The organism is Streptomyces zagrosensis, assembly GCF_014203645.1.
Classification (GTDB): Bacteria; Actinomycetota; Actinomycetes; order Streptomycetales; family Streptomycetaceae; genus Streptomyces; species Streptomyces zagrosensis.
The window spans coordinates 481,222-495,689 of sequence record NZ_JACHJL010000003.1 but is presented as its reverse complement, the minus strand read 5'-3'; the positions used below and the strand labels follow the sequence as shown (position 1 = coordinate 495,689).

At 68.5% G+C, this 14,468-nt stretch carries 11 protein-coding genes and 1 pseudogene; 7 read left to right on the top strand and 5 right to left on the bottom strand.

Translation table 11 applies throughout. The features are described 5' to 3' along the window. Positions 1 to 27: 27 nt before the first annotated feature. Entirely contained in the window at positions 28 to 1,374 is a 1,347-nt protein-coding gene (locus FHS42_RS08920; protein ID WP_376772551.1) for a DUF6716 putative glycosyltransferase, read from the bottom strand. A 187-nt stretch (positions 1,375 to 1,561) separates the two neighbouring features. Here FHS42_RS08920 and FHS42_RS08915 point away from each other — a divergent pair, with 187 nt between their 5' ends. From FHS42_RS08915 to FHS42_RS08905, 3 genes are read left to right on the top strand one after another with little or no spacing between them, the layout of a single operon-like run. Next, positions 1,562 to 2,539 (top strand): glycosyltransferase family 2 protein, encoded by a 978-nt coding sequence (locus tag FHS42_RS08915; RefSeq protein WP_184570582.1) that lies wholly within the window; start codon positions 1,562 to 1,564, stop codon positions 2,537 to 2,539. Further along, positions 2,539 to 3,927, top strand: coding sequence for an alpha-2,8-polysialyltransferase family protein (locus FHS42_RS08910; protein ID WP_184570580.1), 1,389 nt, complete (start codon positions 2,539 to 2,541; stop codon positions 3,925 to 3,927). The genes FHS42_RS08915 and FHS42_RS08910 overlap by 1 nt, the downstream gene beginning before the upstream one ends. After that, entirely contained in the window at positions 3,924 to 5,108 is a 1,185-nt protein-coding gene (locus FHS42_RS08905) for an acyltransferase family protein (RefSeq protein WP_184570578.1), read from the top strand. Before FHS42_RS08910 ends, FHS42_RS08905 begins: the two co-directional genes overlap by 4 nt. 285 nt (positions 5,109 to 5,393) lie before the next feature. Here FHS42_RS08905 and FHS42_RS08900 read toward each other — a convergent pair whose 3' ends face one another. Next, positions 5,394 to 6,089, bottom strand: a complete 696-nt coding sequence (locus FHS42_RS08900; protein ID WP_184570576.1) for a TetR/AcrR family transcriptional regulator C-terminal domain-containing protein — start codon at positions 6,087 to 6,089, stop codon at positions 5,394 to 5,396. 276 nt (positions 6,090 to 6,365) lie between these two features. Here FHS42_RS08900 and FHS42_RS08895 point away from each other — a divergent pair, with 276 nt between their 5' ends. Beyond that, positions 6,366 to 8,444, top strand: a complete 2,079-nt coding sequence (locus FHS42_RS08895) for an FAD-dependent monooxygenase (RefSeq protein ID WP_446696874.1) — start codon at positions 6,366 to 6,368, stop codon at positions 8,442 to 8,444. Positions 8,445 to 8,529: 85 nt separating this feature from the next. Here FHS42_RS08895 and FHS42_RS08890 read toward each other — a convergent pair whose 3' ends face one another. The 3 genes from FHS42_RS08890 to FHS42_RS08880 all read right to left on the bottom strand — a co-directional run bounded on the left by FHS42_RS08890 (position 8,530) and on the right by FHS42_RS08880 (position 12,234). Continuing rightward, positions 8,530 to 9,651, bottom strand: coding sequence for a GNAT family N-acetyltransferase (locus tag FHS42_RS08890; RefSeq protein WP_184570574.1), 1,122 nt, complete (start codon positions 9,649 to 9,651; stop codon positions 8,530 to 8,532). Between the two features lie 215 nt (positions 9,652 to 9,866). After that, positions 9,867 to 11,264 (bottom strand): GntT/GntP/DsdX family permease, encoded by a 1,398-nt coding sequence (locus tag FHS42_RS08885; protein ID WP_184570572.1) that lies wholly within the window; start codon positions 11,262 to 11,264, stop codon positions 9,867 to 9,869. A gap of 448 nt (positions 11,265 to 11,712) precedes the next feature. After that, the gene (locus FHS42_RS08880; protein WP_184570571.1) at positions 11,713 to 12,234 is read right to left on the bottom strand and encodes a gluconokinase; all 522 of its coding nucleotides are present in this window, start codon (positions 12,232 to 12,234) and stop codon (positions 11,713 to 11,715) included. 131 nt (positions 12,235 to 12,365) lie between these two features. Here FHS42_RS08880 and FHS42_RS08875 point away from each other — a divergent pair, with 131 nt between their 5' ends. The 3 genes and pseudogenes from FHS42_RS08875 to FHS42_RS08865 all read left to right on the top strand — a co-directional run bounded on the left by FHS42_RS08875 (position 12,366) and on the right by FHS42_RS08865 (position 14,461). Further along, the gene (locus FHS42_RS08875; RefSeq protein WP_184570569.1) at positions 12,366 to 13,067 is read left to right on the top strand and encodes a FadR/GntR family transcriptional regulator; all 702 of its coding nucleotides are present in this window, start codon (positions 12,366 to 12,368) and stop codon (positions 13,065 to 13,067) included. Between the two features lie 253 nt (positions 13,068 to 13,320). Beyond that, positions 13,321 to 13,482, top strand: a pseudogene (locus FHS42_RS08870) (DUF397 domain-containing protein); the annotation flags it as partial. 94 nt (positions 13,483 to 13,576) lie between these two features. Beyond that, positions 13,577 to 14,461: an SAM-dependent methyltransferase gene (locus tag FHS42_RS08865; RefSeq protein ID WP_184570566.1), complete on the top strand. Its 885-nt coding sequence runs from the start codon at positions 13,577 to 13,579 to the stop codon at positions 14,459 to 14,461. The last annotated feature ends 7 nt before the right edge of the window (positions 14,462 to 14,468 follow it).

The following is a 14,468-nucleotide window of genomic DNA, read 5'->3' as shown; positions in this document are numbered from 1 at the left end:
CGGAGGCGTGTTGGCCCCCCGCGGGGGTCACAGGTCCCCCATTCGGCGGATGACGGGTGCCACTCGCTGCACGCCGTGCCGGTACGCGCCGCGCGCCGCGTCCCGCATCGTGTTGCGCATCGCCCGCCGCAGCCCCGAGGTGTCCTCGGGCTCGACCGTGACGCCGGGGCGGGGGCTGCCATCGGTCTGGAAGCCGTAGCGGGCCAAGATGCGCGGCAGGTAGCCGGGCGCGGTGACCGCCGTGTAGTAGGGGGTGACCGGCGGCAGCGGCGCCCCGGTGAGCAGGTCTTCGAGCCGCTCGCGTACGGCGTCGAAGGCGCGCTCGTACGCACCGTCGGCAGCCACCCCCTGGCGGGCGACCCACTGTGGGTCGGCCGTGGGCCGATAGCCCGTGTCGAGCTGGTCCCAGGAGGCGAGGCAGCCCGAGCCGAGGAAGTGGTGGTTTCCGAGTCCCTCGCGCACCCCGAGGTCGGTGAGGATGGCGGTGGGAATGCCCCGGTGCAGCGATTCGAGGGCCGCCGTGGAGCTGACGGTCACCAACAGATCGGCGCTGTCCAAAACCTCGCCCATGTGCCCGTACACGAGGCGGCAGTTCGAAGGCAGCGTGCCGGCGTACTTGTCGGCCAGCTTTTGGTACGGCAACTCTTCGATGTGCGTGGTGTGCTCGCCCGGCTTGCTGCGCAGCTTGATCAGCACCTCGCGGTCGGGGTGCTTGCGGGCGTGTTCGATGGCGCGGCGTAGCAGGTAGGAGCGGTCGGCGCGGTTGTCGGGGACAGAGGGCTGGACGGCGAAGACGACGGTTCCGCCGGGGTAGGGGCGCCTGGTGCGCGCGGTTTCGTCGTACGCGTCGCCGCCGAGGAAGGGCAGCGCGCATTCGACGACCACATCGGGGTCGGCGCCGACGCCCTGGTAAACCTCGCGGAACCGTTCGGCGTCGTAACGGCTGTTGGCCAGGACTATGTCGGCGCCGTTGCGCAGCAGCAGGCCATCGGCGAGCTTCTCGTAGACGACACCTACATAGCCGGTGATCAGGACCGGACGGTGAGCGGCGTCGCGCAGCGCGTGGCCGAGTCCGTGCAGCATGGCCTGGACGCCACCGCCGACACAGGACAGGATCACGGCGTCGTAGGGGTCGTGGTGCTCACGCTCGATGGCGTGGAGGAATTCGATGCCCGTGACCTCGCGCATCGCGTCCGCACGCACTCCGACCTCGGAGAGTTGGCGAGCAGTGGGGGTCGCGCGTCCACGCAGCAGATATCCGTCAAGACGGTGATCCGGTGCGACGCGGTGTGCGGTGAGCGCGCCCCACTTCCACCGAGTATCGGAATCTGCGAGCACGGCCACTCGCGGCTGGGAATTGGTACGGGTGGGCACGACGCTGACGCTAGGAAGGGTTTGCGAGTCACGGCCCAACACAGGCTCAACAAACGGTTAACAGCACATCGACTGTTGGCGAACCCGGCCGTTAGAGCAGCGGGTTAACCATTCCGCCTTCCTTCGTTCACCTTCCCGTAGGCTACAGGTCAAGACGAATGCCGGGCAGACACCTACCGTCACCCGGGTGGTTAAGCTCTCCGTCATCGTGCCGTTCTATAACGTGCAGACCTACGCACCAGACACACTGAGAAGTCTGCGCGCCAACGCGCGAGAGGACTTCGAATTCATCCTCGTCGACGACTGTTCCAAAGACGGGACCCCAGAACTCCTGGAGCGCGCCGAGCGCGATCTGCCCGGAGCGGTCCTCGTACGGCACGAGCAGAACGGCGGGCTCGCCACCGCGCGCAACACAGGTCTGGACGCGGCGCGCGGCGAGTACCTGACCTTCCTCGACGGCGACGACTGGCTCGCCCCCGGCTACTACGAACAAGTCTTGGCCGCCATCGAGGGGCTGGGCTGCGACTTCGTACGCACCGACCATGTGCAGTGCACCAACCGGGCGCGCTCCATTCACCGGGTGCCGGTCGGCCGCCGCAACGTCGTGCTCAACCCGCGGGACGCCATCCTGCCGTCCGACCGGTCCACCTCCGTTGACTACGCCTTCGCTTGGGCCGGCATGTACCACCGGCGGCTCCTCGATGACGGGCTGCTGCACTTCCGGCACGGGTTGCGGACCGCCGAGGACCGGCCGTGGATCTGGAAGCTGCACCGCGAAGCCTCGTCGTTCGCGGTGCTCGGCATGCTCGGCGTCTTCTATCGGCGAGGGGTCGCCTCGTCACTCACCCAAATCGGGGACGTACGGCAGCTCGATTTCATTCGCGCATTCGACCAAGTCATCGAGGAAACAGCACGAGACAAAGACGCCGCGCGCCTCCTCCCAAAGGCCGTGCGCACATATTGTGCGATTATTTCCCATCACCTTGGTGGCATTGAAAGGTTCGAACCGGCTGTGGCACGTAAGTTGCGCACCATGAGCGCGGCGGCGATGAAGCGAATGCCGCAGCAGGTGCTGAACGAGGCGCTGGACGCCATGGACTACGACCGCGCCGCGCGGCTACGCAAACTACGCCGCCGCCCCGTCGGCCCGGAGGTCGCGGCCTGATGAACGCCCGTCACCGCACCCAGATCTTCTTCGCGTCCACGCTCTACGGCACCGCGACGCTGGCCGCCGCCATCGACGCCGGCTGCTTCGAAGCAGCCGACCGCAGAATCTTGCTGGTGAGCAATAACGCGGCCATCCCGGAGACCACCCCGGCGCTGGACGAGATGCCCGGCTTCTCCGTGCTGCGCTCCCGATTCGACGACGTACTGTCCTGGAACGAGACGATCGCCCCGTTCCACCCCGGCGGCTGGTCCCCGCGCGGCGACGACGCCCCGCTATGGGAGCGACACCTGCGACTGCTGTGGGGCCTGGGCGACGACGACGTGGAAATCGCCCTGGAGTCCATCCAGGTCAACCCGGCGCTCGCGCTCGCCCGGCTGTTCCCCGATGCGCCGCTGGATGTCTACGCCGATGGGCTGATGAGCTACGGGCCGACTCGCAACAAGCTCAATCCGCTGGTCGGCACCCGGGTGCGCAGGCTGCTCCACCTGGACCTGGTGCCGGGGCTTCGGCCGCTGCTGCTCACCGAGTTCGGCGTCAAGCCGGAGATCGTGCCCACCGACCACTTCACGAAGGTGCTCGCCGAGATCGCCGGGGTCTCCCCCGAGGTCACCGTCCCGGACGCGGCCCCCGGCACCAAGGGCCCGGCACTCCTGCTCGGGCAGTATCTATCGGCCCTTGACATCCTCACCCCGCAAGAGGAAGAGGAACTGCACGTACGGATGCTGCGCGGCGTGGTCGGACTCGGCCATCGCGAGGTCGTCTTCAAGCCCCACCCCACGGCCCCAGCCCGCTGGTCACGCCTGCTGGAGAAGGAAGCGAGTGTGCTGGGCGCCGAGCTGACCGTGGTGGACTCCCCGGTTTTGGCCGAGGTGCTGTACCAGCGCACCCGGCCCGCCCTGGTCGTCGGCTGCTTCTCCACCGCGCTGATCACCGCGAGCGCGCTGTACGGCCTGCCGGTCGCACGCACCGGCACCGATGTCCTGTTGGAGCGGCTGACCCCGTACCAGAACAGCAACCGGGTGCCAGTGACGATCGTGGACGCGCTGTTGCCCAACCTCAACGACCCTACGGCGGTCCGCAACTGGACGGCGCCGACCGGAGACCGTGCGGGCAAGGAGTTGTCGGGCCTGGTCACAGCGGTGGGGTTCGCGATGCAGTCGCAGATCTACCCGTCGCTGCGGCCCGCCGCCGAGCGCTACCTCTCCACCAAGCTCAACTCCCACACCTGGCGCTACTTCAAGCGGCGCCGGCTCACCGCGCTGGGGCTGCCCGGCGCTGTGCCCTCACACCTCTCGTTCCTGCCGCGCAACCCGACCGTGCGCAAGGTGGCGCGCAGAGCCCGCGCCGTCCAGCGACAGCTCAAAAAGCGGGCAGCCTTCGGATGACGGCGCCGAGGACCGCACGGGGGGCGTTCCCCGACACTGTGACCGTCATTCCCCTGGCCGACGCGCCGGGGAAGCCCGACTCCTCGCCGGGCCTTGAGGGCAAGTCGCCGGGCCAACGCCCGCCTTCGCGGTTGCGCGCCCTGGACGGGTTGCGGCTGGTCGCGGCGCTCATGGTCGCCTGCTACCACTACGGCGGTCGCGGCGGCGAGATCTCCAAGGCGTGGGGATCTTCCCCCGCCGACCAGTTCCCCAGTACCTCCGAGTGGTTCGCCTACGGCTGTCTCGGCGTGCAGATCTTCTTCATCATCAGCGGTTTCGTCATCTGCATGAGCGGCTGGGGGCGCCCGCTCAAGGCGTTCTTCGCCTCCCGCGCCTCCCGGCTCTTCCCCGCCTACTGGGCAGCGATCATCCTGGTCACGGCGATCTTCGCGCTGCCTGCGGTGGCGTACGCGAGCGTCTCGCCCAGTGACACGCTGGTCAACTTCACCATGCTCCAACAGCCGCTCGGCGCCGACCGGGTGTTGGGCGTGTGCTGGACCCTTTGGGCAGAGCTGCGTTTCTACGCGTTGTTCGCGCTGTTCGTGGTGCTCCCCGGAGCGAGCAAGCACCGGGTGGTGCTGTTCTGCGCGGTATGGACACTGGCCGCAGCGATGGCGGACGCGGCAAACCAGCCGCTTTTGGACGTCGCGCTGATGCCGGAGTACGCCTCGTACTTCATCGGCGGCATCGGCCTCTATCTGGTGCATCGTTTCGGCAGTGACGCGCTCTCCTGGGGCATCGTCGGCGTCAGCTTCCTGATAGGCCAGCGGTACGCGGTAGACGTGCTCTGGCACGCGCAGAACCCGGCCTTCTTCTCGTACCGCCACACCTCCGTGATCATCGCCATCGTGGCCATCGGCTACCTCGCGGTCGCACTGGTCGCCCTCGGCAAGTTGAACTGGGCCAACTGGCGCTGGCTGACCGTCGCCGGCGCCCTGACCTACCCCTTTTACCTGGTACACGAACATCTGGGCTGGGTCACCGTGCAGGCGCTCCACCGGGAACTCGACATCCCCTCACACGCGACGTTCGCCCTCACCATCGCGATCATGTTGGCCTTCGCCTGGCTGCTGCACAAGCTGGTCGAAACCCCCCTGACACCGATAATGAAACGGTCGATCACGGGACAGCACAAGCGGTAACGAGACCCCCGAGCGGGACGGCCCGGCAGGCGTACGGACGTACGCGAACCGGGCCGTCCGCGTTTGTGCACCGCCGGCGGCTTCGGTGAGCTGCGGGCCTGCGGCGGCCTTGGGTGGCTTGAGGTCTTGGGCGGCTTAAGTGGCTCGGGGGGCTTGAGGTCTCGGGCGGCTTGGGTGGCTTGAGTGGCTTGGGTGGCGGCCGGTCTTGGACGGCTCGGGTGGCTTAGGTGGCTCGGGCGGCCTGGGCGGCTTAGGTGGCTCGGGCGCCTTGGACGCGACGCGTCGCTACGAGGCCGGCGTGTGCCGTGATTCGGTCGCGTCCCGGGGCGGGCGGTGCTCGGGCCGTACGAGCAACGTCGCCTCGACACCGGCGACGATCGCCCGCAGCCCCTCTTCGAACCGGTCTCCATAGTCATGGAAGAGGTCCGGGCCCACCTCGATCGCCAGCGGAAACTCCGACCCGATGAACTCGGCCCGCTTCGCCACGTCATAGCCCGGCATCCGCTCCCCCGGCATGGGCTGCACCGTCTGCTCCTCGATCACGAAGCCGAGGGTGAAGGTGAACGCGATGAAGATGGCGCGGGCGGCCACGCCAGCCGGATGACCGGCATCGACGAACACCCGCAGTTGCGCCTCCAGCGTCTGCGCATGCCCGGCATCCGTGAAGTGTGTGCCGCTGAAGACCTTCGCGCCATCGCGCAGCCCGAGCAGCGTGCGCCTCAACAGCCGGCACGTGTCGGTGAGTTGCTGCTGCCAGGTGTCCGCGACGCGCTGCTCACCGTCGTTCATCCGACGGTAGATGGTGGTCGCCATCTCGTCGAGCAATTCCTGCTTGTTCGTGAAGTGCCAGTACAGAGCGGGCGCCTGGACGTTCAGCTCCTTGGCGATCCGGCGCAGCGTGAGCCCTTCGAGGCCCACCTCGTTCAACAGCCGCAGGGCGGTATCCACCACCTGGCCCCGGTCTAGTCGCGTCGTCGCCATGCGGCCATTCTCCCCTCCGCTACCTCTCACCCTCGCACCCCCTTGACAATTTAACGCCGTTAAATGCATCCTCGAATCAGGCGCTTAACGACGTTAAGGAGCTCGATCATGGCACCCACAGCACGGGACGGCGGACTGGCGGGGCAGCACTCAAGCGCCCCACCTAGCGCACCATCCCGCTTCTTATCCAGCGCACCTCCCAGCATCCCGACGACACCACCGGGCGAGGCCGCGCGGGATGTGTGGAGCATGCGGGATATGCGGGATATGCGGGATATGCGGGATATGCGGGAGGCCACCACCGCCGCGGTGCTCATCGTCGGCGCGGGGCCGGCCGGGCTCACGCTGGCCTGCGACCTGGCCCGGCGCGGGATGCTCGCGCGCACGGTGGAGCGGTCGGCGACGCTCTTCCCCGGCTCGCGGGGCAAGAGCATCCAGCCGCGCACCTTGGAGGTCTTCGACGATCTGGGGATCGGCCCGGCCATCGGCCAAGCCGGGGGCCCCTTTCCCCGGATGCTGACCTGGAGCGGACGGCAACGACGAGGTGAGTGGGACCTCGTGGAGGAGTCCGAGCCCGACGAGGGCACGCCGTACTGGCGGGTGTGGATGGTGCCGCAGTGGCGAACGCAAGAGGTGTTGTACGAGCGCTTGCGCGAGCTCGGCGGCGCCGTCGAGTTCGGCACGACGCTGACGGAGCTGGCCCAGGACGCCGAGGGCGTGACGGCGACGGTGACCCACAGCGCGGGTCACACCGAGGTCATACGGGCGGCATATCTGGTAGCGGCCGACGGCGGGCGCAGCACGGTGCGCCGGCTGGTGGGTGTCGCGATGAACGGCCAGGCGGTGGACCCGGCCCCGATGCTGGTGGCGGATGTTCGGCTGGAGCTCTCGCCAGGTGAGGCGACAGCAACTGGCGAAGGTGCAGAACAGATGGACGCGAAACAGATGGGCGCGGACCAGATCGGCGTGGAGATCGACCGGGACCACGGTCACGTATGGCCGGAGGCCAAGGGCGGCGGAGTAGTCCTGTTCCCGCTCGCCGGGACAAAGACCTTTCAATTCATCGCCCAGTACGAGGACAAGAGCGCCAAGCCCGACACCACGCCGGAGGCGGTACGGCAGTTACTCGCCGAACGCATCCCCTTGCCCGCATCGGCTGTCCGCGAAGTGTTGTGGGCCTCCGACTTCCGGCCGCGCGCGGCGATGGCCGAGCGGTTCCGAATCGGCCGGGTTTTTCTCGCCGGTGATGCCGCCCATGTGCATCCCCCGGCGGGTGGCCAGGGCCTCAACACCAGCGTGCAAGACGCCTATAACCTCGGCTGGAAGCTGAGCCACGTGCTGCGGCACGGCGCCGATGACACCTTGCTGGACACCTACGAGGAAGAGCGGGCACCGATAGCGGCCAATGTGCTCGGCCTCAGCACCCGGCTGCACCGCACCAGCCTCGTGCGCATCTCCCGTGCCACGCGACAGGGCGCCGAGACTCACCAACTGGCCGTGTCATATGCCGCATCCCGCCTGTCGGTGGATCATCGCCCCGAGCACCGACCCGACAGCGCACACCTCGATCACACACATCTCGATCACACACTGCCCGATCACACACTGCCCGATCACACACTGCCCGATCGCGATCGGGCATGGCCCGATGACATATCGGACAGCGGTGGGCTGCCCGATGAGGCACTGCCCAGCGGCACGGAGGTGCACAGCGCGGGGGCCGGCGGCGCGGGGGCCGGCGGCACCCTGTGTGCGGGGGACCGTGCGCCGAACGCGCGCTGTGTGGACGCTTCCGGTGCCGAGTTCACCCTCTTCGACGCCTTCCGCGGCCCGCACTTCACCCTGCTGGACTTCAGCGGCATGGGAAGCCCCGAGTGCGGAGACGGCCAGCACCCGGGCAGCGAGGCAACGGGCCTCATCGGCAGGCCCACAGACGAGCAAGGCGGCACGGCCGATTCCACAGCGGTGACCGGGGCTGGGGCCAGTGCCTGGGTCAGGGGCGCAAGTGAGACCGGTGGTGAGCCAGGGAACGGGGATGAAGCCGTGAAGGCGACTCCGGACCAGACTGCGGCCGTCGATGACGCCGGGCAACCAGGCGCTATAGCAACGGTCGTCGGAGCCCCAGGCAGCGTTGACGGTCTGGGTATGGTGCGCCGTGTCCGGATACGAGAGGCCACACCACGTGCCCAACGGGAGTACGGCAGAGCCTTGTTCCTGATCCGGCCCGACGGTTACGTCGGCCTCATCACCCACAACTTTGCGGATGTGGCGGCCTACTTCACCACCTGGCGCGTTAGACGACCGGACGCCGCTCCTCTCTCCGGAGCGGGGCCCCGCATACCCGCGAGCAGGTGATGGCTGGGCGGTGCGGCCAGCACGCAGCGGCGATGCTGTCGAAACGCGGCGCAGGGGTGGCGTGGTTCACCGTGAACGCGGTGGTTCAGCGACGGCCCAGCAGGGCGGCCCAGTCCTCTTCGAGGATCGAGTATTGGACGATGTCGTGCCAGGTGCCGTCCGCGTATCCGTGGTGCCGCAGCACGCCCTCGCGGACCATCCCCGACTCTTCGGCGGCGCGCTGGGCAGTCTCGTTATGGGACATGAAGCTCGCCCACATGCGGTGCAGATGGAGCCGATCGAAGCCCAACACCCCGAGGAGGTAGCCAATTTCAACGCTATGGCCAATGCTGACCTCATCGGCACGGAGGGCGATGCCGACCTCGGCACTGCGGTAGCCGATACGAACGGCCTCGCTCCCGGACGGCCGTTGCACGATCAGCTGCACCGAGCCGATCAACTCCTGTGACCCTGCCCGGCTGACGCCGAGCCGGTAGCGCGTGCGCGGCTGCTGTCGCGCGGTGGCCATGGCTTGCTCGACCAGTTCGGCCGCGTCGCAACGCTGGAAGGGCCGCATGCCGAGCACTCGCGTAGTTCTCGGGTCGCCGAAGATCGCCAATACGGCGTCCACGTCTGCCGGCAGTAACTCGCGTAGGCGGAGCCTGCTGCCCTCCACTACCCCGGTTCGTTCCTTGGGCGGCACCGGCGCCCCCGGGGTCTGCGTCGGCCAGGGTGCCGCTGCCTGCTGGGGCAGGGGCGGCGCCCCGCATGTCGCGTCGGGAACCGCGTCGTGCTGTGGGTCGGACGCCCTCGCTCGCCGTACGTCCATGGCCGCGCCGGGCCGTACGTCCATGGCCGCGCCGAACTGCGGGCTGCGGGCTGCCTCCGGTTCCGTACTCCGGGGGCGACCGTGCTCCGGGTCGGGCCGCGCATCGCGCCCCCGACCGCGTTGCGCAGCGCGCTCCAGGTCGGGCTCCCGGTCACGCTGGTAGCCCAGACCTCGGCTCCCGTCTGAGCCCCGGCCGCGCTCCGAGGCTCGGTCCCAGTCCCGTACCCGGTTACGGTGCGGGGCTCGATCCCAGTCCCAGCTCCACCCGTGCTGCGGGTCTCGGACTTGGCCACGCTCCGGAGCTCGGTCCCAGCCCCACCCGTGCTGCGGGTCTCGATCCCCGCCTCGGTCCGGTGTGTGGTCTCGGTCCGGGTCCCATTGCGCTTGCTGTACATCCATCCGGCGAGCGTGGCGCAGTGGCTGTTGCCGCACCAAGAATCGTCACTCCACCGCGCGGAAACCCCACCCGTCCGACTGGAAGTCAGGCCGCGGCGCGGGCGCGGGTTGACTCACGGCCCGCACCGCACGCCGGACGGCGGCGCACCGGCCCAGCACAGTGCGCCAGCCCAGCCCAGCCCAGCCCAGCGCACCGGACAGGCCGTACGGAAACGGCGCTAGATGATGAGGGAGAGCAGCAGGATGAGGCCACCCGCGACGACCGAAATGATCGTTTCCATCAGTGACCAGGTCTTGATCGTCTGGCCGACGTTCATCCCGAAATACTCCTTCACCATCCAAAAACCCGCGTCGTTGACGTGGCTGAAGAACAGCGAGCCGGCGCCCACGGCGAGCACGAGTAGCGCCTGATGGGTGGTGGACATGTCGGCCGCGAGCGGCGCGACCAGGCCGGCCGCCGAAATGGTGGCCACCGTGGCGGAGCCCGTAGCGAGCCGGATGCCGACCGCGATCAGCCAGGCGAGCAGCAGGGGCGAGACGTTCCAGTCGTTGGAGAAGTCCAAAATCATTTGGCCGACGCCGATGTCGATCAGCGTCTGCTTGAAGCCGCCACCCGCGCCGACGATGAGCAGGATGCCCGCGATCGGGATCAGCGACTTGTCCACGATCGTTGACAGCCGCTCCCTGGCGAAGCCCGCGGCCCGGCCGAGCGTGAACATCGCCACCAGGACGGCGGCCAACAGCGCGATCAGCGGCGAGCCGACCACGTCGGTGACGCGCTGGACGTGGTTCTCCGGATCGTCCACGACGATCTCCACCAGCGCCTTGCTCAGCATGAGCACGACCGGAAGCAGCACCGTGCCGACCGTGACGGCGAAGCTGGGCCGTCGCTCAAGCTCCTCCGAAGGCCGTTGCGGAATCAGCCCCTCGGGCGGGGCGATGTCCACCCAGCGCGCGGCGTAGCGGGCGAAGACGGGGCCGGCAATGATGGCGGTCGGAAGGGCGACGAGGACACCGAGGGCCAGCGTGACGCCGAGGTTGGCGTCGATCGCGTCGATGGCGGCGAGCGGACCCGGGTGGGGCGGTACGAGGCCGTGCATCACGGACAGGCCCGCCAGGGCCGGGATGCCGATGCGCATCAGCGAGTAGTTGCCGCGCTTGGCGACCAGCAACACGACCGGGATCAGCAGCACGATGCCGACCTCGAAGAAGAGCGGCAGCCCGATGATGCCCGCGATCAAGGCCATCGCCCAGGGCATGGTGCGCTGATTGGCCTTGGCCAAGATCGTGTCCACGATCTGGTCCGCGCCGCCCGAGTCCGCGAGTAGCTTGCCGAGGATCGCGCCGAGTGCGATCAGTACGCCCACGCCACCGACCGTGGACCCAAGCCCGGCCGTGAAGCTCGCGATGGCCTTGTCCAACGGTGCCGCCGCGGCAGCGCCGAGCGCCAGCGAGCCGATGGTCAGCGACAGGAACGCATGCAGCTTGAACTTGGTGATCAGAAGAACGATGACGGCGATGCCGACGAGTACGGCGATGCCCAGCTGCGCGTGACCTGCCGAGGTGATGGGCTCGGCGGTATCCGCTGCCAGCATCTCGACGCTGAGACTGCTCACGGGACGGTTCCTTACGTGTACGCGTACGGGTACGAGGCGGGTGGGATAGACGGGGCGAGTGAGGCGAGGGTCCTGACCGGGACGGGAAGGGCGAGCGGGACGGGTATGGGGGCTAGGCGGGGCCGGCGTGGGGACGGCCCCGCCTAGGTCTGAGGGTCGGCGGCCCAGCGGCTGGCCGCCTGAATCGCTGGCCCAGCGGCCTGGGCCGAGTGGCCCCGGCCCATGCGGCCTGACTGCGGAACGCAGCCGGACTGCTGTCGGTCCGGTCCAACGGGGCCCGTACCCGGTCGAGGCCCGCAACCGGGTACGGGCGCACGGGTGGTGTCCGGACCGAAAGCGAAACGCAGCCGCGCCGCTGCGCCACCGCGTCGCGTACGCCGGGGAGCCGATCCCGGCGGCTGGAAACACCAGACGGGAGGGCCGGAGGAGCCGCGAGCGGGCGGATGGGCTAGGCCGGACGGTCGGCGTCCAACCGGGCCAGTTCCTCCACGGCGCGCTGGGTGATGACCGAGGGTTGCGGCGTGACGTCCACCTCCACCCCGCGCTCATCGTCCTGGAGTGGCTGAAGGTCGGCGAATTGGGAGTCGAGCAGCGCCTCGGGCATGAAGTGGCCCTTGCGGTCCCGCAGCCGGTCGGCGATCAGCGCACGGTCGCCGGTCAGATGCAGAAAGACGACGTCGGGTGCGGCGGCGCGCAGCCGGTCCCGGTAGGCCCGTTTGAGCGCCGAGCAACTCACGACGCCGCCCAGGCCTGTCCGGTCATGGGCCCAAGCGCCGATGGCATCGAGCCACGGCACACGGTCCGCGTCGTCCAGCGGCATGCCGGCCGACATCTTGGTGATGTTCTCCGGCGGATGGAAGTCGTCGGCCTCGGCGTACGGGACGCCGAGGAGCGCGGCGAGCGACTGGCCGATCGTGGACTTGCCCGTACCGGACACGCCCATGACGACCACGACGTGGGGGGCTTGCATGAACAACCTCGCTGTCTTCATCGACCTCGACGACGCCCCACACCTTCACGTATAGGTACGACGTATTCAAGAGACTGTGACGTAAAAGTCATACTTAATTGCATGAGGGGCTTCGCCGTAGGCTGGCCATCATGGAAATCCAGGGGCAGGGGCTGCACGCTCGGGTACTGGCGTCTCTCGGACCGGCGATCACGGCAGGCGAGTACCCGCCCGGGACCGTATTGCGCACGGACGAGCTGGAGCGGCGCTTCGAGGTGTCCCGCACGGTGATACGCGAGGCCGTGCGGGTACTGGAATCCATGTATCTGGTGGCGTCCCGGCGCCGCGTCGGCGTGACGGTCCGCCCTACCGACGAGTGGAACGTCTTCGACCCGCAGGTCATCCGCTGGCGCCTGGCGGGCGCCGACCGGCCGCGCCAACTCCGCTCGCTCACGGTGCTGCGGTCCGCGGTCGAGCCGGTCGCGGCCGGGCTCGCGGCCGGACTGGCCACACCGGACCAGTGCACGGAGCTGACCAGGCACGCCCTGGGCATGGTGGCCACCTCACGCGGCCAGCAACTCGATACGTATTTGGTCCACGACATGGCCTTTCACCGAACGGTGCTGAACGCGTCGGGCAACGAGATGTTCGCGCGGCTCGGCGACGTGGTGGCCGAGGTGCTGACCGGGCGGACCGAGCACCACGTCATGTTCTCCGACCCGGACCCCGCAGCAGTCACTTTGCACGTCCGCGTCGCGGAGGCGATACGAGAGCGGGACGCGGCCCGTGCGGAGTCCCTGACCCGCGAGATCACCGTGGGCGCGATGGCCGAACTGGACGTGCTGGCTCCCTAACGCCGGTTGCCGTCCCGGCCGCCACCGGCCCGGCACCGAGGAACGCGGAGCCTCACAGTTCGCCGTTCGCGGCGGCCCGGCGCGCCGAGGCTTCGCGGAACTTCATCCACCGCATCCTGCAAGACATGCGAAGGGACCCCGCGTGAACTCTTCAACCGAAGGGCGCAAGTCATCCTTCTCAAGCGGTGGCGCGACCGACGAAAGTGTCGAGATAGGCACGCCGCCTATGCTCATCTCCTGACGCAAGACGTCCTATTCCGGAGGCGGGGTTGAGGAGAACTGCGTCGAACTAGGCGCTACCGAAACCGCCATCCACCTCCGCGAAAGCGACCGCCCGGGCGACATTCTCACCGTCACCCCGAACGGGCTCGCGAGCCTCCTTCGTACGATCAAGAGGGGCACGTTCGACTGCTGAAGCCCGACCGGGCAGCCCGCAACCGGCCCAGCGGTCCACGCGGATCGGTTAACCCCGTTGCGTCACACGCGAGCATCGGCTTCAGTCGGGGGCCGTGACTGCCATAGACGATCTCGTGCGCCCCGACCGCTATCCCCGCTCTTCGCGGTATGACCCCGCTTGGCTGCTCGGCCTCGACATGGGGCCGCATCCGCTGTGGCTCCTCGAAGATCTCGCCCGGAATCTCGATCTGCGGCCGGGGATGCGGGTGCTGGATCTCGGGTCGGGGAAGGGGGCGACGTCCGTGTTCCTGGCCCGCGAGTACGGGGTACGGGTCGTCGCCGCCGATTGGTGGATCGGGGCGGACGAGGCTGCGGCCGTCTTCGCCGAGGCGGGGGTCGGGGACCGGGTGGAGGCCGTGCAGGCGGAGGCGCACGCGCTGCCGTTCGAGGAAGAGAGCTTCGACGCGATCGTCAGCATCGACGCGTTCGAGTATTTCGGAACGGCCGACAGCTACCTCCCGTATCTCGCACGCTTTCTGCGGCCCGGTGGCCAACTGGGCATCGCGACACCCGGGATGACGCGCGAGGTGCGTGAGATCGGAACGGTCCCCGCTCACATCAAGGCCGTCGTCGGCTGGGAGGCCATCACTTGGCACTCACCCGAGTGGTGGCGCTTCCAGTGGGAGATCACCGAACTGGTCGAGGTCACCTCCGCTCGGCTCCAAGAGGATGGCTGGCGAGACTGGTTGTTGTGGGCGCGAGCAGGGGTCGAACAGTCGCCGGAAATGCGTCGGTTGAATCAGCAGGTCATTGACATGCTGACCGCTGACGGCGGCGAATACCTCGGCTTCGCGCTGGTGACCGCTCGCAAGAAGACAGGCGAAAAGGCAGCCGCGAAGACAACCGAGCACGCAGCCGCGAAGATAACCGAGCACGTAGCCGGGAAGGCAGTCGAGCAGTCAGCCGGGAACGCCCACGACGACGCGCCCACGCGATAAACCACCC